The following is a 21,842-nucleotide window of genomic DNA, read 5'->3' as shown; positions in this document are numbered from 1 at the left end:
TGAAGACGGGTTCAATCGTTCTCATTACACCAGTTTTGGCACGATGGATGAATATTGGTGCAACCAAGATGAACTTGAGATGGCGCTGCAGCACGTACTTAATTTCGTCGAAACTGGCCAAGAAACGAGGACAACGATAGGCCCCTCAATGCCCGGTAAATGGTCGTGCTAATTAAGGCCGCAATCAGCCAGTAGTTATTGTTCGTTCTTTGTTTGGTCATTTATCGGGTATGACATTTTTGAATATGCCACCACGTTGAGAATGCATCGATGCTAAGAATTGAATTTGAGGAGCCGACTGAGTCAGTCTGTAATTGCTGCCAAAATACGACAGTCAGACTGACACGATTTGTATACAAAGGTGACGATGCGTTCGCCGTCTACTACGCACAATATACGCATGGGCACAGCGAGAAGCGTCTCAGCGGCATTATCAGCTTAGGCGAGTGGGGCAGCGACGAGGTCGCCCCTGAAGCCAGGTTGGCGTTCCCATTCCAGATTTGGGTGAATGGTGACAATTTCCAAGTTGGTTTGGTTGATGCGGTAGACTCCCCTTGGAGCCACGTGACCTTCTTAGGCCGGATACTTGATCGCAAAGAGGCGCTCGCACATGAGTGGATTAATGACGTATTCCACATCACTGACCACATGGTTCAGGATGATAAAGAAATCGTGGAGTACCTCAGTTAATATTGGCCAATTTTGGTAGTTCTGAAGGCGACGCCGACTTGCTTGCTCGTGGTGTGTTGGATGTGAACCCGAACTATGCGGCCGAATTCGGCCAAGAGCCGACTCTGGAGTACTCGGCGAATAAATTATCGCGTTTATAATTTTTGCACGCCAGCGTACTTCAATTATTTTTATATGACCAATATAGAACTAGTACCAACACAAAAGACCGCTGTACTGGCAGGTGCCTGGGCCGCATTTGGATTCGTTCCATTGGAGCACTGGATGGATCAAAGGCAGCTATCAACGCTTCAAAATAATGTTCTGATGCTTTGTATGGCGATTATATTTCTCTTCGTCCCGGTCTTATATTTAGTGATCGGACGAGACAATCGATTCAATCAAACCTGGTTTGTGGACCCTGAAGAAAGGGCTCGATATTGGATAGTTTCCAAGCGAATGCTCTGCTGGCTCGTTGGTGCAACGATATTTGGCACTCTATGGGCCGGTGTGTTGAGATTTTTTTTGTAGCTGGCCGTTGACGGCCAATTGCGGATGGTCGATAGTGTTCGCCAAATTGATGGCGATCCTGTGACTTGGTATGGATGTGCTTAGAAGAATTGTAGGGGGCTGGTGTTTGGAAGCCGAAATGGGGTTTCGACCAGCGCTAGAAATTCCGGAATCTCTATATGACTAAAATCGCTGGTGGTTGTTTGTCAAAGCTGTATTTGGAAATTGATCATCATGCCCAACGTATTGATCGGGCAGTACTTTGTTTGGGCGACAGCAATTGGATTGAGTTAACTGCAATTGTCACAGATGGCCAAAGTGGTTTTAGCATACCTATGCCGTTTGGATGCGAATGTACTGTGACTGATATCACGGATCGTCATTGGGGTAACGCGAACTACGAAGTGGAATTCGCCTCATCGTATTCCAGAGATGGGGCTTTCTGGGCCAAGGGTTTTCGCGAAGTCGCGGGTATTTAGTGTAATGAGCAAGACTTACAATTGGGCGATATATATCGTGTTCTAACTAACAATGCAGGAATGAGCCGGCTACATGCGGCCAATTGCAGTCCTTTAATGCGGCTATGATATTTGACTTGCGACACGCTGGACGCCCCCCTCTTTTACTGCATATTCGTTAGAACTCTATGTCAGATCGTCCTGAATTCACTGACTACCTAGGTTTTTTTGAAGCTGAGCCCGAGATACTCAACCCTGAGGTGGGGTGGTATTACGGCGCGAAATTTGTGTCGCTTCGCAACTGTGACCGGATAGTCGCCATCATTGCACCTGGTGACGGTGAGATATCTTTCAGGTGGTGGCAAAACAGTACGCTTCGCGCAGATTTTAACTTGAAGGGCGTGGTCGATTGGAGCCTAGAGTCCAACGCCCAAAGAGAAGTCCTATTTCTCAAATTTCAGCAACCGGGTATTGGTTTTTTCTCGTTACAATTAAAGCCAGTAATCAGCTTTTCGTGGGTCACAGAATGGGCATAGGCCAAAGATCACAAAGGCGAAGATCGGCCTCAGCAGTCATTCACCAATGACTGCTAAAGGCGCTGTCTGATATCGGCCAATTGCGGACGGTAGAATGTGTCTGTCAAACTGATGACGATTCAGTTGTGCGTATTCACCACTTGCCAAATTAGGCCGATGATACATATCGAGAGTCTTGAGAACTTAGAGCAATTCCTTGAACTGGAATTGTCTTCCTACGAGTCGATACCAATAATTACTCATCCGGGTATTCGCATTTCCCGTGTATGCGATAACATTATCCAGCTCATCAAGGGCGGAGACAAAGAAGCCATAAAAATTGGATGCCTAATAATCGCTGGAGATCCACATCTTCCGTTCGGAAAACTAATAAAGAGCGGAATTGCCAGGGCTCTCAAGCAGCGAATTGAGCTCGTATCCGTATCTGAAAGGTCAGGGTTGATAGCGAAAACATTGCAATTGTTAAATCTCCAATTTTGCCCGCGTGAGACGGAGGATTACTGCAAGGTCGTAAGAAAATTTGGGCCAGCGGCCATACAAATTGTTCTCGAATCGGCTTACGCAAAGAATGAAAAATCAAAGCAACTATTGGCGTATTTGAGGGCATCGTTTCTTAGTCAGGAAGTTGCACATCTTCGCTCGTGACCGATGCGATTCGGCCAACTGCCGGCGATCGAAAGTGTCCACTAATCTGACGATAATTCACCCCGAAGTCATTTTTCGGCCGCAAAATTCTGTCAGAAATTGAGAAACAAAAATTAAAAATACACCGAGGTGTAAATGTCCATGAAACTAAACGATGAAGCAATCGCGGAATTGCAGAATAAATACGATTACTTGATTAACTATGAATCAAGCGACCCAACTGATCCGATTGATCCACTTACTTATGTCGATTCCAACGGGGATAACTTTATGCACATCGCGGCCCAGCGTGGTGATGTGAATACAATCACCTTGTTAGTTGACGCTGGGATGAATGTAAATCAAAAAGGAGACATGGGTTCTACCGCTCTGCACTATGCGTATGGCGGTAAGCACCAGCGTGTAGTTGACTTCCTTTTGGCCCATGGTGCCTCGACAGAAATTGAGAATGAATTTGGAAAATTACCCGGCCAGTAAGCAGGCGGGACGCGTTTGAGGATCGGATGCCGACACCTGGAGACTGAGCTGGGTGGCCCGTTGCGTTGACCTTGTTCATCACAACGATAGAAAGCCACGCTACACCCGTTGACTCTAATGACCGCTTTCTGGTATCGCCAATTTCCGCTTTGGGTCGACGCCTACCTTTCGCGCATGACTCACTTCGGCCAAATCCGGACGGTCGAGCGTTTGACCAATCTGATACTATTTTGAAAATCTATTATTGCCGCAGGTCGGCGATGAGGTAATCGGGAGGTCAATAAATAATGCGGCTAGAGGTTGAGAAAAAGCGCCCAGTTGAAAATGCTAGCGAGGCTCAGGTTCGTTCCGCGATTTTGGCGCTGCGAAGTTACGGCCCTTCATCATTTACATCGCTAACTGATGTCCGTGGGAATTACTTGCAGGTTGCCGGCGGTGGCGTTACGTGCATGGTGGAACATCGTGATGTCTTCAAGAATCGACATTACCGCGGATATCACAATACGCCGAGCAAGGTCTATCCCGATGGCACAATCTTGGTTTTTGGAGGTGGCGAAATACAGTTATTGGCGGATGAATGGTTTATGGCTCCGATGGTGCTAGACGCGTTTCTGGCGGTTTTTAATGGCCGTGAACTTCCCGCGTCGATTGCATGGCGTGATAAGACGGAAACACTGACAAGTTCGTAAAGCTCAAATCGAATGACAAATGAACGTCGCAATGCGGCCAAAACCGGACGATTGCTCATGCCGCATCCCGTCGAACGTACTCATTGTTAAACATCCAATTTATGCGTCTTCTCACTTTTATCACTCTTCTCCTTACTATTATGTCAGTGAAAGCCGGTAATTTTTTCCCCCAGAGTACAAGCAATTTCCATTCAAGGAAGGCGATCTTCTGGTCAGCGGACACAGCAACGGCAAATTCTCAGTCAACAAAATCCTAAAGGTTGATCGATTTAATATCGGTAAGAACTCGTCCATCAACATCCAAGGGAAAAACTTCGTTCTGACAGAGGACGATTACCTTCTAATCGTCAGTGCCGCGTACGGTGAGGATGAGTTCTCCTCGTTCGAGCAAGCCCGTACTGGGGTGCTGGCAGGGAAGTGGACAGTTAAACTTGGTCACGTACCGAACCGTGCACCAGAGGCAGCTGCAAGGCAGACATTGGTCGGTCATGCTGCAGTTAATGACTCGGAGTTGGAAGGGTATCGTGCCTGGCGAAGTGCGTTCGAGAAGGGGGATGCCGGTGTCTTCTGATTCGTGCTCGCGTGGTGTTGTGGAAAAGAAATCATAATCTGCTTTGGAGCGAAATCGACCTGTAGCGGCCGGCTCAAATCGGCCAAAAGCGGACTGTCGTGCGCGATACCAACTTGTCTAATAGGTAGTATTCGAATCTTGTAGGCATCCCTCGTTATGAGTGAATTTTTTAAAGAAATTATGATTTGGAAGCGGATAGATAATGCGTCGGCTGTCCGATATTCGTGCCTGAACGATTTGCAAAATGGTAAATTTGCTGTTCAAAGCGCGGATTTTTTTCGATTGCCCTTAGATGGGTATCCGGCAAATGAATTCGCAAGGCAATTCGCTGTGCTCTTTATTGAGGTTCCGCCGCGTGAACGTTGCTCATGGTTTGATTCGCTTGATGAGGCAATAATTCATCATGAACGCGAATTCTCATAGTGCCGGCAATCGCGACTACCCTACATCTTCGATGGTGCTATAAGGTTCTGGGTAAAACATCATTAATCTGTTTTCGCAATCAATAGGTCAGTGATATTCCAAATGAACGGGGATGGTAAGATTCCTTTTTCATCAGGGATGTCCACACTCGGGAATTTGTACAATTTGAGGATGAGTGAGTAAATATAGCTTTTCCGGAGCCTTGCAGGTGCGGACCTTCGAGGCTGTGCCTAGTCTGATGTTTCCTTGGTACTTTTTTGGCAGTATGGTGCCACCCACCTATTTGTTGTTACCTTTTTTTGCGCGGCAATTTGCTCGACGGTAAAATAGAAACCATGCGAGAACCGAACGATTGGCGGCTTACTAATCAGGCGACCTATCTCAAAGACGTCGTATTGATTTGGAGTCGGTATGGGCAAAGCAAAACTCACAATGATCACGATCATTGTGAGTTTTGCTTTGCCAAATTTATGGGTAACGATATTCCGGACGCGCTACATGAAGGCTATTCAACACTAGATGGATATCGATGGGTGTGTGAGACTTGCTTCGATGATTTTTCTGACCTGTTCCAATGGGCGCGGCGGGAAGCGCTGTCACAATCGTTATCCACCTCCACCATAACATTATGAAACGTCGACTTACGTGGATCACGCTCTGTCTCAGCATTCCCGCGGCCTTGTATTGTTTCTGCGGAATTCTACAAGCCGCAAGCTTGTTCACGGGAGGGAGAGCGCAGAGAAACCTCAATTTCTGGGGCAGTCTATTCTTGGTCTTTTGCCTACTGTTCGTTGCATGCACATTTTTCTTGTGGCGCGGCCGTAAGTCAGGATCGCAATCAGGGGTAGTCAATAACGTAGCGATCAAATCGGATAGCGGGAACACATCGAAATGACTGCTTTTGAGAAATCTGAAAGACCGCAAAGGGTCGCTTTCAGCCTTTCGCGATTAGCTCAAAACGCCCACAAGCTGCGGCTTGTTGAAGGCAGGAAAATGTTCCTGTCGGGTCGTTAGCAGATACTTATATTGATCACTCTTTCGGCCGACCATAAGTATCTCAACCATCCAATCCGTTACGCCCAGCTAGATCGAACTTGATCTGCTCCCGCCGAGTAAACCATCTCACGCGACTCACCCATCAGGAATGCCCGATTAGGCTCAATCGCCTCGCGCAGGTAGCGCCACAGCGCGGCTACCCGGGCGACATTGCGGGTTTCGGTCGCCGCCACTAACCAGAATGCACGCTGGATATCGACCTGGCCATCCAGCACCGGCACCAGGTCGTCGCTTTGCTGGGCCAGGAAGCAGGGCAGGATCGCCAGGCCCTGGCCGCTGCGCGCGGCAGTGTACTGGGCGATGACGCTGGTGCTGCGGAAGGCGCGGAATGCGGTTGGCGCGACGTTGTCCTTGTAGCGCAGTTCTTCGCTGAACACCAGGTCGTCAACATAACCGATGAACGGATGGCTGGCGAGGTCTTGCACTGTCCTGATCGGTGCGTGATTTTCCAGGTAGGAGCGGGTGGCGTACAGCTTGAGCAGGTAGTCGGTCAGCTTGGTGACGACGTAGTTGCCGCTTTGCGGGCGTTCGATGGTGACGCCGATATCGGCTTCGCGCTTGGACAGGTTGACGAAGCGCGGCACCGGCAGCAGGTCGACTGTGATGTGCGGATGGCGTGCGCAAAAATGCGCCAGGTGCGGCGCCAGCACAAAGGTGCCAAAACCTTCGGTGGCGCCCAGCCGCACCTGGCCCGACAGCAGGCGGTTGTGACCGCTGAGTTCTTCTGCGGCGGCGTACACCGTGCTTTCCACCCGCTCCGCGTATTCGATCAGGCGATGCCCTTCGGCGGTCAGGGTGTAGCCCTGGTTATTGCGCTCGAATAACTGGCTGCCGACCTGCTCTTCGAAGCGGCGCATGCGGCGCGATACGGTGGAGTGATCGATCCCCAGTTTCTTGGCAGCCTCGACCAGGCCCTGGCTGCGCGTCAGTTCCAGGAAGATGCGCAGGTTGTCCCAATCCAGCATGGCATTCGTTGATTTCATTGTGTCTCCTTGCTTTGCATTATTGCAAAGCCATTGTGGAATATTGCCTATTGTTCCAATAATAATGCACATGCAGAATGACCCTACAGAAAATTTTATAAAAACGATGTGGGGTGGGGCGTCTTTGCGTCCAGCCCACAAAACAGGAGACAAGAATGACAAAGCGCATGCTGCTTGCGAGTGGTTCGGCCGTGGTCTTTTCGTTAATGGGTTTGCTGGGAGCCGGCCAGGCGCTGGCTCAGGACAGCAACGTCTACAAGGTTGGCATTCTGACCGACATGTCGGGGCCGTATTCGGCGATGGGCGGCCCGGGTTCGGTGGTGGCGGCCAAGATGGCGATCGAAGATTGCATGAAGGCTGAATGCAAGGGCATGAAAATCGAACTGCTCACTGCCGATCATCAAAACAAGGCCGATATCGGCGCTTCCAAGGCGCGCGAATGGATCGACCGCGACAAGGTGGATGCGATTGCCGACCTGACCAATTCCTCGGTAGCGCTGGCAGTGCAGCGGCTGATCCGCGACAAGGGCGGCATCGCCATGTACAGCGGTCCGGCCACCACCGTGCTGACCAACGCCGAATGCGCGCCGAATGGTTTCCACTGGATGTTCGATACCTACTCGCAGGCAGCTGGCGCAGCCGCCGCGCTGACCAAGATGGGACAGAAATCCTGGTACTTCGTAACCGTCGATTACGCCTTCGGCCAATCGCTGGAGAAGGATGCCGGCGATATGGTCAAGAGCCTCGGCGGCACCGTGGTCGGCTCGGTTCGCCATCCGTTGAATGCCAGCGACTTCTCGTCCTTCCTGCTGCAAGCCCAGAGTTCCAAGGCACAAGTAATCGGCCTGGCTAATGGCGGCCAGGATACGGTCAATGCGATCAAGGCGGCGCGTTCGTTCGGCGTCGGCACCAAGAACCAGCGCCTGGCGGCGTTGCTGGTGTTCTTGTCGGATGTCCACGCGCTCGGTCTCAACGATGCCCAGGGCTTGATTTACACCGACGGCTTTTACTGGGATTTCGACAACGACACGCGCGCTTTCTCGAAACGTTTTGAAGCGCTCAACAAAGGCAACAAGCCGACCATGGTGCATGCCGGCGTGTACTCCAGCGTCTACCACTACCTGAAGGCAGCGGCCGCCACCAAATCGCACGATTGGAAAGTCGTCACGCAAAAAATGCGCGAGATTCCGATTCACGATGCCGTGATGCGTAACGCCTCGATCCGTCCTGATGGCCGGGTGATCCACGACATGTATCTGTATCAAGTGAAAACGCCGGCCGAATCGAAAGCGCCATGGGATTACCTGAAGCTGCTGTCGACGATTCCGGCGCAACAAGCCTTCAAGCCAATGGACGCCTCCTGTTCGTTGACCAAGTAATGCCGGCGGTGCCGGGCGCTGCTTGGTACGTCGCGCCGGCATTGTCGATTTTTAACTGTTTTTCTGTTTTAGGAAGTCATCATGTCAGCTACTAATATCCCAAATGTCCCGCTGTATATCGGCGGTAAAGCGGTCCAGTCGACCAGCACCGAATGGCGCGATATCCTGAATCCTGCAACCCAGGAAGTGGTAGCGCGCGTGCCGTTCGCCACCAAGGCCGAAGTCGACCTGGCGGTAGCCAACGCCAAGGAAACTTTCCGCACCTGGCGTAATACTTCGCTGGCGCAGCGCATGCGCATCATGCTCAAGTTCCAGCAACTGCTGCGCGAGAACATCGCACCGCTGGCCGAACTGATTACGCGCGAGCACGGCAAGACCCTGCCGGATGCCGAAGGCGAAGTCATGCGCGGCCTGGAAGTGGTTGAGCACGCCTGTTCGATCACCTCGCTGCAATTGGGCGAGCTGGCCGAAAACGTTGCTACCGGCGTCGATGTCTACACCATTAACCAGCCGCTCGGCGTGGGCGCCGGCATTACCGCGTTCAACTTCCCGGTGATGCTGCCTTGCTTCATGTTCCCGGTCGCAGTCGCCTGCGGCAATACCTTCATCCTCAAGCCTTCCGAGCAAGATCCATCGTCGTCGTTGTTCCTGGTTGAACTGGCGCAGCAGGCCGGCTTGCCGCCAGGTGTGCTGAACGTGGTGCATGGCGGCCCGGAAGTCGCCAACATGCTGTGCGACCATCCTGATATCAAGGCGATTTCGTTCATCGGCTCGACCCACGTCGGCACCCACATCTATCGCCGCGCCGGCGAATCGGGCAAGCGTGCGCAGTGCATGATGGGAGCCAAGAACCATTGCATCGTGCTGCCCGACGCCAACAAGGACCAGGCTATCAACAATTTGCTGGGTGCGGCATTCGGCGCAGCCGGTCAGCGTTGCATGGCGAATTCGATGGTGCTGCTGGTCGGTAAGGCACGCTCCTGGTTGCCGGAAATCGTCGAGCGTTCACGCGGCCTGAAAATCGGCCCGGGCAGCGACCGCAAGGCCGACCTCGGACCGATGGTGTCGAAGGCCGCCAAGACTCGTACCGAACGCCTGATCGGCACCGGCGTGGAGCAGGGTGCGCAGTTGCTGCTGGATGGTCGCAACTGCCAGGTAGAAGGTTATCCGGATGGGAACTTTGTCGGACCGACGATTTTCTCCGGTGTTACCGCCGAAATGGATATCTATACACAAGAGATTTTTGGACCGGCCATGTGCGTGGTCGAACTGGAAACGCTGGATGACGCAATTGCCTTCATCAACGCTAACCCGAACGGCAACGGCACTTCGATCTTCACTTCGTCGGGCTGGTCCGCTCGCAAGTTCCAGAACGAAATCGACGTCGGCCAGGTCGGCATCAACGTACCGATCCCGGTGCCGGTGGCGTACTTCAGCTTCACCGGCTCGCGCGCCTCGAAACTGGGCGACCTCGGCCCGAACGGCAAGCAGGCGGTGCAGTTCTGGACCCAGACCAAGACCGTGACCGCGCGCTGGTTTGCGCCGGACGACGATGGTGGTGTCATCAACACGACGATTTCGATGAAGTGATCGAATAACGCGAACCACGCCAAATGAAGAGGATTGCATATGAGTAGCGACATCGTTTTTATCGGCCTCGGCCACATGGGTTTGCCGATGGCGCTGAACCTGGTCAAGGCCGGCTGTCAAGTCAGCGGCCATGACCTGGTGGCGGCCAGCGTCGAACAGTTCGCGGCCGGTGGTGGCAGCACCGGCCAGGATCTGGCGGCTGCGCTAGGGGCGGCCAAGGTCATCATCACGATGCTGCCGGCCAGCCGCCATGTTGAAGGCGCTTATCTGGGCGCCAGCGGCATCCTGGCGCAGGCAGCACCGGGCGCCTTGCTGATCGACTGCTCGACCATCGCTCCCGATGCTGCCCGCAAGGTAGCCGCGGCGGCGCGCGAGAAGGGCTTCACGATGCTTGATGCGCCAGTGTCAGGCGGCACCGCCGGCGCTGCAGCCGGTACGCTGACTTTCATGGTGGGCGGATCGGAGGAAGGTTTTGCGCTGGCCAAGCCTTACCTGGAAAAGATGGGCAAGGCGATCTTCCATGCCGGCGGCAACGGTAGCGGTCAGACCGTCAAGGTGTGCAACAACATGCTGTTGGGGATACTGATGATCGGTACTTCCGAAGCGATCCGTCTGGGCATGGCGAACGGCATGGATCCGAAGGTGCTGTCGGAAATCATGGCCAAGAGTTCCGGCCGCAACTGGGCGTTGGAAGTGTATAACCCTTGTCCCGGCGTGATGGAAAATGCACCGGCGTCGAAGGGTTACAGCGGCGGTTTCGGCGTCGATCTGATGTTGAAGGATCTGGGGCTGGCGGTGGAAAATTCTCTGTCGACCGGCAGCAGTGTTCCGCTCGGAGCGCTGGCGCGCAACCTGTACGACATCCACAGCAAGAGTGGCGCCGGCGGGCTGGATTTTTCCAGCATTTTCAAGATGCTGGCCAAGGCCGAGTGAGTAGCTAAAGTTTGATGTCTTGAACTGTGCGGGCGCTGCGCCCTTGCCTTGTGCGATCACAAGGGCAGGGCGCAGCGCCCTTTTCATTACCAGTTGTTCAGTACGCGAGCCAAACGCATGACGGTGACGCCAGGGCCGAGATGGCGTAGCGACGGCATGATGATCACGCAATCGTCGTAAGGCGTGACAATCTCCTTGTCGCCATCGCGCGCAATCACGGTGCCGGCGCGTGCAATCAATTCCAGGCCGCGAAAATCCTGCGTGAATTCGAAATCCATGGTGTCCGCAATGACCGGCTGCGTCACCTCGAAGACATGCTGTGCCGGAGGCGCGGCGCGCTGCATGAAATCGGCGACATCAGCTGCCGCGACCACACCGGTCTGGATCAGGAAGCGGGACGCGGCATCCAGCGCGACATCCTTGCTGCGGATCGAAAAGTGCTGTCCGGTCTCAATCAGCAAGGCATTCTTCGGACTGGCCGGATCGCCGAAGGCGTCGTAGTCGCGCAGCCGCTTACCGTTTGCGTGGCCGGCATCGACGATCACGTGTTCGGGCACGCCAATGTCTGTTGCAAAACGGATGCCTTTTTCCAGTGGGCCACTGAGCATCAGCGGCGGCGCTTCTTCGTGCATGGAGTGCAGGTCAAGCAGGAAATCCACGCTGTCGATGATCGGCCGCAGCGCTCGCGCCCGGCGCAATTCCTGCGAGTCATCGCTGCTGTCCAGCCTTTCTGTGGCCCAGACACGGTTCATGTCTTCATCGATGAAACGCGACGCATCCGGGGCGCTACTGTCGAAGCGACGATAGGCCTCGACGTTGCCGAAGGCGAGCGTAAGGCGGCCTTTGAGCGGACGCAATCCGGCGCGCAGCAGCTTGTCTACGGTGATGGCGCCACTGACTTCATTGCCGTGGGTGAGCGCCAGGATCATGGCATGCGGGCCGGCTACGCCACTGTCGAAAGTGTGGACGTAATCGACGCCGGTGTTGCCGACTTGCCATTCGGCGATGTTGGGGAAAGTTACTTCGATCGGATAGTCATGCAGCTTTGCACGAATCTGTTCCAAGGTTTGCATAAACGCTACTCCTGTTCGAAAATCCATGCGGCGTCACTCTGGATGAGCCGGCCGGCATGGAGGAAATGGAAGGGTTGAATTGTATGGATGGCCGTGTCGTGAAATTCAGACCGGGCCACGGCGCGCCATGCGGCGACCGAGTGCGAGCACCGCGATAATGCTGATCAGGGCCGTTGCCATGACATAGAAACTCGGCGCCAGTTTGCTCTCGGTGAAGGCGATCATCCAGGTGACGATCAGCGGTGCGAAGCCGCCGAATAAAGTGACTGAAAAGTTATAGCTGAGTGCCAGCCCGGTGCCGCGGGTGCTGGTCGGGAAGATATCCGACAGCATTGCCGGGATGGGGCCGAGGCACGCCGCGATCAACAGGCCAACCAGGCCTTGCACCAGCATCAAGGTGCCGACTGTCGGCCAGGTCGTCAGTAGCAGGAATAGCGGATAGGAGGTGCACGTTATCGTCAGCATGGCAATCGACAGCACGCGGAAGCGTCCGTAGCGATCCGAGAGTGCGCCAAACACCGGCGCGCTGATCATCAGGACAACGCCGGTCACCATGGCGCTGAGAAATGAAGAGGTCGCTGGGATATGCAATTGTTTCAATGCGTAGGTTGGCATGTACAGCTTGTGCACATAGTTGAACGCGGTGGCGCCCGACACCACGCCTATGCCCAGCAGCAGATTGATGCGATCGCGTACCAGCACAACTTTCAATGGCGATTTTTCCGGTTTGGCTTCAGCAATCTTCTTGAACTCCGGCGTCTCGTCGATCTGGCTACGTATGTACAGGCCTACCGGTCCGATCAGCAAACCGACGCCGAATGCCAGCCGCCAGCCCCAATCATCCAATTGAGTTTCTGTCAGCGTATAGCTGAGCAGTGCGCTGACACCGGCCGCCAGCACGGTTGCCAGGCCCTGCGTCGATAATTGCCAGCTGGCGAAGAAGCCGCGCCGCTTGGCGTCAGCATGCTCAACCATGAATGCAGTTGCCGCACCGAATTCGCCACCGGTAGAAAAACCTTGCAGCATGCGCGCCAGGATAACGATCAGCGGCGAGGCAAGGCCGATTTGTGCATAGGTCGGCGCAAAAGCGATCATCGCCGTACCAACCATCATGACAAAGATCGACACCGTCAGCGATGCCTTGCGGCCGGCCTTGTCTGCATACGAACCCAAGACGATCGCGCCGAGTGGACGCATCACGAAAGAAATTCCAAATGTGCCGACGCTGAGCAGCAGGGAAGTGGTTTCGTCGGCCGCCGGGAAGAACAGCTTACCGATCACCACCGCGAAATAGCCGTAGATCAGCAAATCATAGAATTCGAGTGCATTGCCGATGCTGGCCGCACAGATTTCTTTCCAGGGATTATGCGATTTTTTGATCGGCAGGCTGCAGGCGTTTAATGCTCGTGGCGGTGATGACATGCGATGGCTCCAGAATTGTTGTTATTGCATTTCACCGCGCGCAAAAGCGCATGATGAAAGCAAATTTTTTGATATCCAAAACGTGCTGGGTTCAGTCAGCAATTTTTGGAAATTTGAGGGAGTATAAGGAGCGCACGGCGACGGCAATTGCCGTTTCGGCACAGGCTTGTGCTTTTTTTGCGTGCGGAGTGAATGCTTGGCAACACCGCGGCGGCGCTGGGCGCCGACGGTTATTTGTCGTCGATGGCGTCGGAAGACACGCCTTCCCAGATCGCTTTGACCAATGGGTTGCTGTTGCCCCGGATGCGGTACAGGGAGATGTCGAAACCGACGCGCATCTCGGCATCGCCCACTAATAGCAGATTGCCCTGTTTTATGTCGTCTTGCACCAAGCTCTGCGGCAGCCATGCCAGGCCGGCGCCACGCCTGGCCATTTCCAGGATCGATTCGTAGGAGTCGGCCTGGTAAACCATGCGTAGCGACAGTTTTTGCGGCAAGCCGGCCAGATGTTTGGCAAGCACGCCGCGCAGTGTGAGCGACTGGGAAAACCCTAGCCAAGGAATGGGCGTCGCAGGAGTGCTTTCAGATAAACGGAATTTGGGGCGTCCTTTTGCATCCGCTGCGCTGACCGGCAACAACATCTCGCGCGCAAGCGTGACCGATTCGTAGCGCTGCGGATCAATCAGCAAGCGCGTGCTCGGACTGGAGTAAATCATTAGCAGATCGACGTCGCCGCCAGCCAGGCGCAGGATGACCTCTTGCGCGCCGCCGGTGCTGACCGAGACTGGAAATGGGCCAAAACGCTGGTTGATGGTTTCATACCAGCCTGGGAAAAAAGTGCGCGCCAGCGTGCGGCCGGTAGCCACACGCAAGGTTTCGCCCGGATGCTGGACGGTATCCTGCAATTGTGCCCGGACCGCATGCAAGACGTCGATCGTATGCGTTGCCGCGTCGAGGAACAGCAGGCCAGCCGGCGTCAGGGAGATTGGCTGGGTACGCGCTACCAGTTCTGCGCCTACCCATTGCTCCAGCGCGTGGATGCGGCGCCCGAAGGCCGGATGGGTGACAAAGCGGTTTTCCGCGGCACGAGAAAAGCTGCGCGTCCGCGCCAATTCGACAAAATCTTCAAGCCAGGTCAATTGCATGTTTACCCATTTCCCTCGGACTTGAGCAGGCGCTTGCGCTCCGCTGTATAAGACCACCACGGCAGGGCGGCGGCGCCCTCCATATAGCGCACTGCGGACATGAACACATCGATCACGCACGGGTCATGGCGAGCGCCGGTCTTGGCGCACAGCGTTTCATACATCTGCAGCGGCGATTTGCCGATCAATTGATCCGGGCGTTCAATGCCGATGCAACGCAGGTCAGCGGCGCCGGCCTTGCCAATGTTCGGCAAATCTTCCAGCTTTATCACTGCGCTTCTTTCCAGATAGGTGGGCATCGATGATTCCATCGTGAGGGCAGAACAGGCTCACATTGTGACACCGCTGACGGACGTTGTGCCATAGGGTGATGCTCCGGCATAAGCATATGCAAGAAAATTTGTTGACGTAGCTTTCTGTATGGAATATAAATACAGTATGAAATCGAGTCGATTCGCAGTAGCCACACATATCCTTGTGAGCGTCGAGTACGCCACCAGGAGCGGTGAAGTGTTTCAGCCTTCGACGGCAATTGCCACCAGCGTCAATACCAATCCGGTTTTCGTGCGCGAGTTGTTGCGCAAGTTAAGCAAGGCCAAGCTGGTGCTGACCAAGGAAGGCAAGGGCGGCGGCGCGCAACTGGCGCGGCCCGCAAATGCGATCAGCCTGGCGGAAATTTACCGGGCCGTGGAAGAAGGGCCTTTATTGAAACACAACACGCGCTCGAAAGATCCGTGTTGTCCGGTCAGTTGCAGCATGAACATGGTGCTTGATCCTGTGGTGTCGGAAGTCGAGGATGCGATGTTGGCGATCCTCAAGGAGCGCAAGCTGTCCGAACTGGTGAATCAGATTGGCTACAAGAGCAAGAGCGCATAACAGGCATTTTTTTTGTGAATAACTGTAAGTAAAAAATATACAGTATTATTACCGCCATCAGTGATGGATGGGGAGCAGGATCGTTTTTCGATCTTATTTTTATCTACTTAACTGTAGTTAAAAATAATACAGTTTAAGTTGTGGTGAGGTCGGGAGTGCGCCGATAAGGGGGGGGGGCATTTCTAGGTTGAGACCTGAATCAATCGGTGTGATCCGGGACTTACAGAATCACGCAAATTCAAATTTACATAGATACAAGAGGGAGCAATTAAATGGAAAAAAATCTGGCTGCGGTCAGGACACAAGTCAGTCCGCAAAACGACGCCCTGCTGGACATGCCAAGCCCGCTCGGCAACGCGTCGTCGCCGTTGCGTTCCTGGCTGTCGGTGGTGGCGGTGGCGATCGGCGCTTTCGCCTTCGTGACGACCGAGTTCCTGCCGGTCGGCTTGCTGCCACAGATCGCCCACGATCTCGGCGTTTCACCTGGCACCGCTGGCCTGATGGTGACTACGCCTGGCGTGATTGCAGCGATTTCGGCGCCGGGTTTGATGCTTGGCGCCGGCCGCATCAATCGTCGCCTGATCCTGTTGGCGCTGTCGGTACTGCTGCTGGCATCCAACCTGGTGTCGGCGATGGCGCCGGGCTTTGCCACGATGCTGCTGGGCCGTGCATTGCTTGGCGCCGCCCTTGGCGGTTTCTGGACTTTGGCGCTGGCCACCTCGGCGCGTCTGGTGCATGAGGAGCACGCGGCCAAGGCCACAGCAATGATCTTGACCGGGGTTACCTTTGCCACCGTGATCGGCGTGCCGTTGGGCACCTTCATCAGTACCTTGGCGTCATGGCGCGCATCGTTTTTCGCCACCGGTGTGCTGGCTGCTGTAGCGCTGGCCGCGCAAGCGTTGTTGCTGCCTTCGTTGCCATCGAAGGCGGCGATCCGCTTCAGCGACCTGCGCGCCTTGCTCAGCCGCGCCAATACCCGCAAGAGTTTGCTGATGGTGGCGCTGGTGTTCGGTGCGCACTTTTCTGCCTACACCTATGTCACGCCGTTCTTAACGCAAAACGCCGGCTTTGGCATTTCCACCGTGACCTCAGTGCTGCTGGGCTTCGGCATTGTCGGTTTCATTTCCAATTTTGTCGTCTCCACAACTGTCGGCCGCAATCTGCAACTGTCATTGCTGGCTGTGGTAACTGTGCTGATGGTGGCGCTGCTGACATTGCCGCTGCTGCATGCATCGCAAGCCGGTGTGATCGTCATGGTGCTGGCCTGGGGCATAGCGTTTGGCGCGATTCCGCTGTGCCTCAGCATCTGGCTGCAATTGTCGTCGCCGGATCTGCCGGAAGCCGGCTCTGCGCTGTTCGTCAGCATTGTGCAGGTGGCGATTGCGGTCGGTTCGTCGACCGGCGGCGTGGTGGTCGATTCTCTTGGCATCCCGTCCACCCTGTGGCTGGGCGGCATTCTGGCCGTAGCCAGCCTGGCGGTGATTGCCAGCTTCGGCATCAATAACCAGAAGCTGGGCGAGATATTGAGCCAGTAGTTCAGTCGTTGGACTGCGGCGCGCTTGCCAGGCGCTGCGGTTTCAACGGATATAGGCGAAAAAAAACGCTGCCAATAATTGAATTATTGGCAGCGTTTTTTTGTAAGCGGGGAAAATTAACCGCGCTTCTTGAACTCGTTGGTACGGGTGTCGATTTCGATCTTGTCGTCAGAGCTGATGAACAGCGGCACCATGACGGTGTGCTGGTTGGCTTCGATTGCGTTTTCGATCTTGGCTTCTTTCAGGACGTTACCCGAAGTGTTGCCCTTGACTGCTGGCTCCGAATACACCACTTGGCGCACGATGGTTGTTGGCAGTTCTACCGAAATTGCCTTGCCGTCGTAAAACACGGCTTCGCATTCCATGCCGTCTTTCAGGTAGTGCAGGGCGTCGCCCAGGTTTTCTTCTTCGATTTCGTACTGTTCGTAGTCGGCGTCCATGAACACGAACAATGGATCAGCGAAGTACGAATAGGTGACTGGCTTCTTGTCGAGAACAACTACGTCAAACTTGTCGTCGCCGCGGAAAACGTTTTCCATTGGGGCGTTGGTCAACAGGTTTTTCAGCTTCCATTTGTAGGTGAAGCCGGTACGGCTCGAACCGTTGACGTCAGACCGCAGGACGATCATTGGCTTGCTGTCAACCATGATGATGTTGCCGACACGAATTTCTTTTGCTGGTTTCATAGCGAATATACGTAAAAAGTAGGTTACTTAAAAATCATCTGTAGCCTACTGGCAAAAAGCGCCGCAAGCCCACGTTTGATTGAATTTTGAATTGCGTCAAAAATTAGCCGTATATTTTAACCTATTTTTTGACATCTCTTAGCGAACTGTTTCGGCAAACTTCAGCAAATTCGATGCCAAATCGCCATTTGCCAACACTTGATGCTGCCAATCTGTGGACATCGTGGCAATTTTTGGCATGTCTGCTTTAAACGACGGCCAAATCTCGGCGAAATCGGCGCTTTCATCTGCGGCGGCGTTCCAGGCCAGGGACAGCGCGACCAGGCTGTCGGTCTTGGCCGAATAACGGCTCAGGAACGCATTCAATTTAACGTGATGCAAATCCTTGTCTTGCGGATAGATATGCCAGATAAACGGCTTGGCCGCCCACTGCGCGCGGACGAAGGAATCTTCCCCGCGCACGAAATTGAGGTCGCAGGCCCACAGCAGCTTGTCGTAATCGGGCTGGGGAATAAAAGGCAATACGCGTACGGTCAGCGCGCCGCGGGTCGCGCTTGTCCCCGCTATTGCCGCCCGGCCCAGAAAAGCCTCGACCGCGCTGGCGGCAACGCCTTCCGGCACCAGGCAGGTAATGGCGGCATTGCTGTGTTGCCAGGCCTCGAACAATGCCGCAGCCGGCGCCTCCGGATAGCAAAACAGTGACACTTTCAATGACGCGAATTCGGTTGGCGTGACGCCAAACTGTTCGAGAAAGGCCGCCATTGCAGCCGGGTCTTGCTGGAAGGCCTCGCGCTGTTGCAGTAATGCCGATTCGAGCAGCAGCCCGCCGGTTTTGCCGGTGAAGCCTGGGAAAAAGAAATATTTGGTCAGCGACATTTGAGGATGGGGCGAGGACAGCGTATGGCAGCCTTCCACCCACTCCTCGGCGCTCAAGCCTTCCAGATTCAGCCACACCGGCTGCGGCGAACGCTGTGCCATTGCGACGATGTAAGCAGGCGGGATGTCGCAGGCAAAAAACTCGATCACGATATCGGCCACATCGCTGGCGGCAAATGCGCCGTCCTGGTTTTTCCAGTGGCGCACCGTGACATTGGCGATCTGCTGCGTCTCGCTATCGATAGCCACCTCCGGGCAGATGCGCTGAAAACTGCGCAAATCGTCAACCCACAATGTGACGCCAATGCCATGCTCCTGTTCCAGTTGACGCGCCAGGCGCCAGCAGATGCCGATGTCGCCGTAGTTGTCGACGACTTTGCAAAACAGGGCCAGGGTGGCGTTCGGACGCTGGTTGGATGGGGATGTCGATTGCATGGTCTGGCGATTCAGGATTCGGGTTTCAATAATGGCACGCATTTTTTTATCGGCAGGCAGTGTTGCATGGGGCCGCACTAGTGCAATAATGCCAGCCCCGAATGATACAGGACCATAAACGATGACGAATGAGCGCGACCTGATTGCCAACCTGACGCTGGCGGTGATTGATCTGGCGGGGGCGGTGGCGCAGATCGCTGAAACCATGCCGGAACACACCAAGGCGCAGATCAACGATTCGCTGAATGTGGCAGTGACCAAGCTGGAGCAGGTCGCCATCGCCATCAGTGTCGACGACAGCGCGCCGGTCGATGAGACGGCGCAAGCGGAAACAAGTACGCCGCAAGAAAGCTGCGCGGCTTGATCCTGTGTCAGGTGGTGATGCGCGGTGTTGTATTTTGCAGCAGATGCGTTGTGCCACTGTTCAATTACTGAACATCATCCTGGTGCTCAGCTAGCCCTCTAAAATCCGAATTTTCCTCCTTTGGCCCGCTGTGCGTCCGTTGGCAGCCAGCGACGACGGCTGGCACGGTCATTGCGCGATGTCAGGTGTAGTTTGTTCAAAACCACACTAGACAATGACTCCAACCAAGTACAGATGACGACATGAATCTCGCAGGCATCAGTAAGCTGGCTACCCGCAATCCGTTCAAGCAGCGCAACGACAATTTCATCGGCGCACCTTGCTGCACTGTGGCGCCCGAGATAATGGCTGTTCCGTCGCCATGGCTGGCCGGGAAATTTTCGTCAGCTGAGCAACCTGCTCAGGGCGGCGGTGGTGATGGCTGGCGCTGATAGGGTGATTCGGCTGGGACATTTGCCGGATGATTTTCTGGAGGATGTACAGGCGCCAGAGGTGCTTAACGCTGCCGGTAGCGGCAGTCTGGAAGATGTGGCCGTGACGGCTGTCAGGCGGGCTTTTGATGCCAATGGCGGCAACGTTTCCGCTACCGCCAAGGCCTTGGGTGTATCGCAAGCTGAACTTGCGTTGGTCGTCTCTGCTCAGGAAGCGGGCTGCTGGAAGCGAGCGTGCTCCAGCAAGTGGCGCACGATCAGCCGGTGGAAGGGCATGATCGTCGCCAGATAAGTGCGTCCCAGCAGGTTGTTGGTCTTGACGATGGTCGAGACCGTCACTTGCGTCGCTGTCGGGCCGTCTGGCGCAACCTTGATGCTGATGCGGAAATCCAGGTGCATGTCATCAAACCCCAGCACCACTTCGCGCTCCGATTGCGACACCAGCGGAAAGCCGCCGACTGTGCGCTGCACCGCACGCGGATCGTCGACGCCGATTTCCACCGCGCGCAACCGGAACAGCCTTACCACGCGGTTGCGGGTGGCATTCAGTTGCCTGATCCAAGCTGGCGGATGCTTGATGATGGCTTCCGCAGCCTGCAGGGCAGTCAGGCCGGAGAGATCGGCCCGGACCTGGTAGGCATCGACAAAGTCGTGGCCAGGCAGGAGCGTCTCACACTCCGGGCTGGGCGTGACCAGATTTGCCTCGGCATAGGCGGCGCTCATTTTTTGCGGGCCTTGGCTTGTTCGTGCTCGGCCGCCGCCCGCTCAAACCGCTCGCGGGTGGTTTCTTCGTCGCGGCTGCCGAACGCATAGTTCGCTTCCAGCCACATGACGTTGATGATGCCGAACGCCAGCGCCAGGCCGACTCCTAATATCCATGCGAAATACCACATAATTTTCTCCTGTCTTTGCGCAGAATATGCGCTTGGTGCGTACTTAGTAAGCGGTGTGTTCGTTGTCTTCAATATGCTTGAGCGTGATCTTGCCGCGCATTACCCGATAGACCCAGGTGGTGTACAGCAGGATGATCGGCAGCATCACCACCACAACCCAGAACATGATGCCCAGTGTCTTGTGACTCGATACCGCATCCCAGATAGTCAGGCTGCTGTTCGGGTCCAGCGAGGACGGCATGATGAACGGGAACAGCGAGGCGCCTGCGGTGAGGATGACGCCGGTGACGCTGATACCGCTGGACAGGAACGCTGCCATTGCCTTGTTGGCGGCGCTGAACACCACGCACAGCAAAGCGCCTGCGACAGCAACGATCGGGAAGGCCCAGATGAGCGGCCAGCGTGCATAGTTGTCGAACCAGACGCCGCCGGCGGTGGTCACGGTTTTAGCGGTCGGCATGAAGGCGGTATTGATATCCGGCATGGCAGTGATCCGATAGCCGTGGATGCCGTAGGCGACCCAGAAGCCGCCGGCAACGAACAACGCTATGGTCACCAGGCCGGCGATCTTGGCTACGCTGCGGGCGCGTTGGGCGATCAGTGCGTCGGTCTTTACTTGCAGGTAAGTGGCGCCGTGCATCAGCAGCATGGCGACGCTCAACAAGCCGGCCAGCAGTCCGAACGGGTTCAGCAGCTGGAAGAAGTTGCCGGTGTATTCGACCCGCATGGTGTCGTCGTAGTGGAAGGGCACGCCGAGGAACAGGTTGCCGAACGCCACGCCGAAAATCAGCGGCGGTACGAAGCCGCCCGCGAACAGGCCCCAATCCCAGGCATTGCGCCAGCGGGTGTCGGCAACCTTGCTGCGGTAATCGAAGCCGACCGGACGGAAGAATAACGAGAACAGCAGCAGCATCAGGGCGACATAGAAGCCCGAGAACGCTGCGCTATAGACCAGCGGCCAAGCGGCGAAAATAGCGCCGCCGGCGGTGATGAACCAGGTCTGGTTGCCTTCCCAGGTGCTGCCTATCGAGTTGATGATGACGCGGCGTTCGCCGTCGGTCTTGCCGATGAACGGCAACAGCATGCCGACGCCGAAATCGAAGCCGTCGGTCAGGGCGAAGCCGATCAGCAGAACGCCGACGAAGGCCCACCAGATTACTTTTAGTGTTTCGTAGTCAAAAATCATG

23 protein-coding genes are annotated in these 21,842 nt (G+C 55.2%); 13 read left to right on the top strand and 10 right to left on the bottom strand.

Annotation, left to right across the window (positions count from 1 at the left end):
* Window positions 1-270: 270 nt before the first annotated feature.
* From ACIPF8_RS23675 to ACIPF8_RS23650, 6 genes are all read left to right on the top strand, one after another.
* The gene (locus tag ACIPF8_RS23675) at window positions 271-690 is read left to right on the top strand and encodes a hypothetical protein (protein ID WP_400426085.1); all 420 of its coding nucleotides are present in this window, start codon (window positions 271-273) and stop codon (window positions 688-690) included.
* A 668-nt stretch (window positions 691-1,358) separates the two neighbouring features.
* A complete protein-coding gene (locus ACIPF8_RS23670; RefSeq protein ID WP_400426083.1) occupies window positions 1,359-1,658 on the top strand; it encodes a hypothetical protein in 300 nt (99 codons plus the stop codon).
* A gap of 167 nt (window positions 1,659-1,825) precedes the next feature.
* On the top strand, window positions 1,826-2,173 hold the full coding sequence (locus tag ACIPF8_RS23665) for a hypothetical protein (protein WP_400426081.1): 348 nt from the start codon (window positions 1,826-1,828) through the stop codon (window positions 2,171-2,173).
* 786 nt (window positions 2,174-2,959) lie between these two features.
* On the top strand, window positions 2,960-3,295 hold the full coding sequence (locus ACIPF8_RS23660; protein WP_400426079.1) for an ankyrin repeat domain-containing protein: 336 nt from the start codon (window positions 2,960-2,962) through the stop codon (window positions 3,293-3,295).
* A 287-nt stretch (window positions 3,296-3,582) separates the two neighbouring features.
* Window positions 3,583-3,984 (top strand): hypothetical protein, encoded by a 402-nt coding sequence (locus tag ACIPF8_RS23655; RefSeq protein WP_400426077.1) that lies wholly within the window; start codon window positions 3,583-3,585, stop codon window positions 3,982-3,984.
* Between the two features lie 727 nt (window positions 3,985-4,711).
* Window positions 4,712-4,978: a hypothetical protein gene (locus ACIPF8_RS23650; protein WP_400426075.1), complete on the top strand. Its 267-nt coding sequence runs from the start codon at window positions 4,712-4,714 to the stop codon at window positions 4,976-4,978.
* 1,073 nt (window positions 4,979-6,051) lie between these two features.
* Here the strand turns inward: ACIPF8_RS23650 and ACIPF8_RS23645 are convergent.
* Window positions 6,052-6,999, bottom strand: coding sequence for a LysR family transcriptional regulator (locus tag ACIPF8_RS23645; protein ID WP_400426091.1), 948 nt, complete (start codon window positions 6,997-6,999; stop codon window positions 6,052-6,054).
* A gap of 224 nt (window positions 7,000-7,223) precedes the next feature.
* Between ACIPF8_RS23645 and ACIPF8_RS23640 the strand changes: the two genes are divergently transcribed.
* From ACIPF8_RS23640 to mmsB, 3 genes are all read left to right on the top strand, one after another.
* On the top strand, window positions 7,224-8,396 hold the full coding sequence (locus tag ACIPF8_RS23640; protein WP_400426089.1) for an ABC transporter substrate-binding protein: 1,173 nt from the start codon (window positions 7,224-7,226) through the stop codon (window positions 8,394-8,396).
* Window positions 8,397-8,477: 81 nt separating this feature from the next.
* Window positions 8,478-9,986 carry a CoA-acylating methylmalonate-semialdehyde dehydrogenase gene (locus ACIPF8_RS23635; protein ID WP_400426073.1) on the top strand — a complete coding sequence of 503 codons (1,509 nt, stop codon included), beginning with the start codon at window positions 8,478-8,480 and terminating at the stop codon, window positions 9,984-9,986.
* 39 nt (window positions 9,987-10,025) lie between these two features.
* Window positions 10,026-10,919: a 3-hydroxyisobutyrate dehydrogenase gene (mmsB, locus tag ACIPF8_RS23630; RefSeq protein WP_400426071.1), complete on the top strand. Its 894-nt coding sequence runs from the start codon at window positions 10,026-10,028 to the stop codon at window positions 10,917-10,919.
* 86 nt (window positions 10,920-11,005) lie between these two features.
* On the opposite strand, the gene ACIPF8_RS23625 is transcribed toward mmsB, so the two are convergent.
* From ACIPF8_RS23625 to ACIPF8_RS23610, 4 genes are all read right to left on the bottom strand, one after another.
* Complete coding sequence (locus ACIPF8_RS23625) at window positions 11,006-11,992, bottom strand: M14 family metallopeptidase (protein WP_400426069.1); 987 nt, start codon at window positions 11,990-11,992, stop codon at window positions 11,006-11,008.
* Between the two features lie 105 nt (window positions 11,993-12,097).
* Window positions 12,098-13,414, bottom strand: a complete 1,317-nt coding sequence (locus ACIPF8_RS23620) for an MFS transporter (protein WP_400426067.1) — start codon at window positions 13,412-13,414, stop codon at window positions 12,098-12,100.
* Window positions 13,415-13,644: 230 nt separating this feature from the next.
* Window positions 13,645-14,559 carry a LysR family transcriptional regulator gene (locus ACIPF8_RS23615; RefSeq protein ID WP_400426065.1) on the bottom strand — a complete coding sequence of 305 codons (915 nt, stop codon included), beginning with the start codon at window positions 14,557-14,559 and terminating at the stop codon, window positions 13,645-13,647.
* Window positions 14,560-14,561: 2 nt separating this feature from the next.
* A complete protein-coding gene (locus tag ACIPF8_RS23610) occupies window positions 14,562-14,858 on the bottom strand; it encodes a helix-hairpin-helix domain-containing protein (protein ID WP_400426063.1) in 297 nt (98 codons plus the stop codon).
* Window positions 14,859-14,979: 121 nt separating this feature from the next.
* Here ACIPF8_RS23610 and ACIPF8_RS23605 point away from each other — a divergent pair, with 121 nt between their 5' ends.
* A complete protein-coding gene (locus ACIPF8_RS23605; RefSeq protein WP_400426061.1) occupies window positions 14,980-15,435 on the top strand; it encodes an Rrf2 family transcriptional regulator in 456 nt (151 codons plus the stop codon).
* A 272-nt stretch (window positions 15,436-15,707) separates the two neighbouring features.
* Window positions 15,708-16,970, top strand: coding sequence for an MFS transporter (locus ACIPF8_RS23600; protein WP_400426059.1), 1,263 nt, complete (start codon window positions 15,708-15,710; stop codon window positions 16,968-16,970).
* Between the two features lie 116 nt (window positions 16,971-17,086).
* Here ACIPF8_RS23600 and ACIPF8_RS23595 read toward each other — a convergent pair whose 3' ends face one another.
* Complete coding sequence (locus ACIPF8_RS23595) at window positions 17,087-17,656, bottom strand: elongation factor P (RefSeq protein WP_061532957.1); 570 nt, start codon at window positions 17,654-17,656, stop codon at window positions 17,087-17,089.
* A gap of 138 nt (window positions 17,657-17,794) precedes the next feature.
* Complete coding sequence (earP, locus tag ACIPF8_RS23590; RefSeq protein ID WP_400426087.1) at window positions 17,795-18,967, bottom strand: elongation factor P maturation arginine rhamnosyltransferase EarP; 1,173 nt, start codon at window positions 18,965-18,967, stop codon at window positions 17,795-17,797.
* Between the two features lie 121 nt (window positions 18,968-19,088).
* On the opposite strand from earP, the gene ACIPF8_RS23585 reads away from it, so the two are divergent.
* Window positions 19,089-19,331: a hypothetical protein gene (locus ACIPF8_RS23585; RefSeq protein ID WP_400426057.1), complete on the top strand. Its 243-nt coding sequence runs from the start codon at window positions 19,089-19,091 to the stop codon at window positions 19,329-19,331.
* 242 nt (window positions 19,332-19,573) lie between these two features.
* Window positions 19,574-19,762 carry a hypothetical protein gene (locus ACIPF8_RS23580; RefSeq protein ID WP_400426055.1) on the top strand — a complete coding sequence of 63 codons (189 nt, stop codon included), beginning with the start codon at window positions 19,574-19,576 and terminating at the stop codon, window positions 19,760-19,762.
* 207 nt (window positions 19,763-19,969) lie between these two features.
* On the opposite strand, the gene ACIPF8_RS23575 is transcribed toward ACIPF8_RS23580, so the two are convergent.
* From ACIPF8_RS23575 to cydB, 3 genes are read right to left on the bottom strand one after another with little or no spacing between them, the layout of a single operon-like run.
* Entirely contained in the window at window positions 19,970-20,485 is a 516-nt protein-coding gene (locus tag ACIPF8_RS23575; RefSeq protein WP_400426053.1) for a DUF2867 domain-containing protein, read from the bottom strand.
* Complete coding sequence (cydX, locus tag ACIPF8_RS23570; protein WP_400426051.1) at window positions 20,482-20,655, bottom strand: cytochrome bd-I oxidase subunit CydX; 174 nt, start codon at window positions 20,653-20,655, stop codon at window positions 20,482-20,484. The genes ACIPF8_RS23575 and cydX overlap by 4 nt, the downstream gene beginning before the upstream one ends.
* 43 nt (window positions 20,656-20,698) lie before the next feature.
* Window positions 20,699-21,841, bottom strand: a complete 1,143-nt coding sequence (gene cydB, locus ACIPF8_RS23565; RefSeq protein WP_400426049.1) for a cytochrome d ubiquinol oxidase subunit II — start codon at window positions 21,839-21,841, stop codon at window positions 20,699-20,701.
* Window position 21,842 lies beyond the last annotated feature (1 nt).

This window comes from Collimonas sp. NPDC087041, from assembly GCF_044745265.1.
Lineage (GTDB): Bacteria > Pseudomonadota > Gammaproteobacteria > Burkholderiales > Burkholderiaceae_D > Collimonas.
Note: the sequence above shows the minus strand (reverse complement) of the source record. Positions and strands in the feature narration are given on the sequence as shown.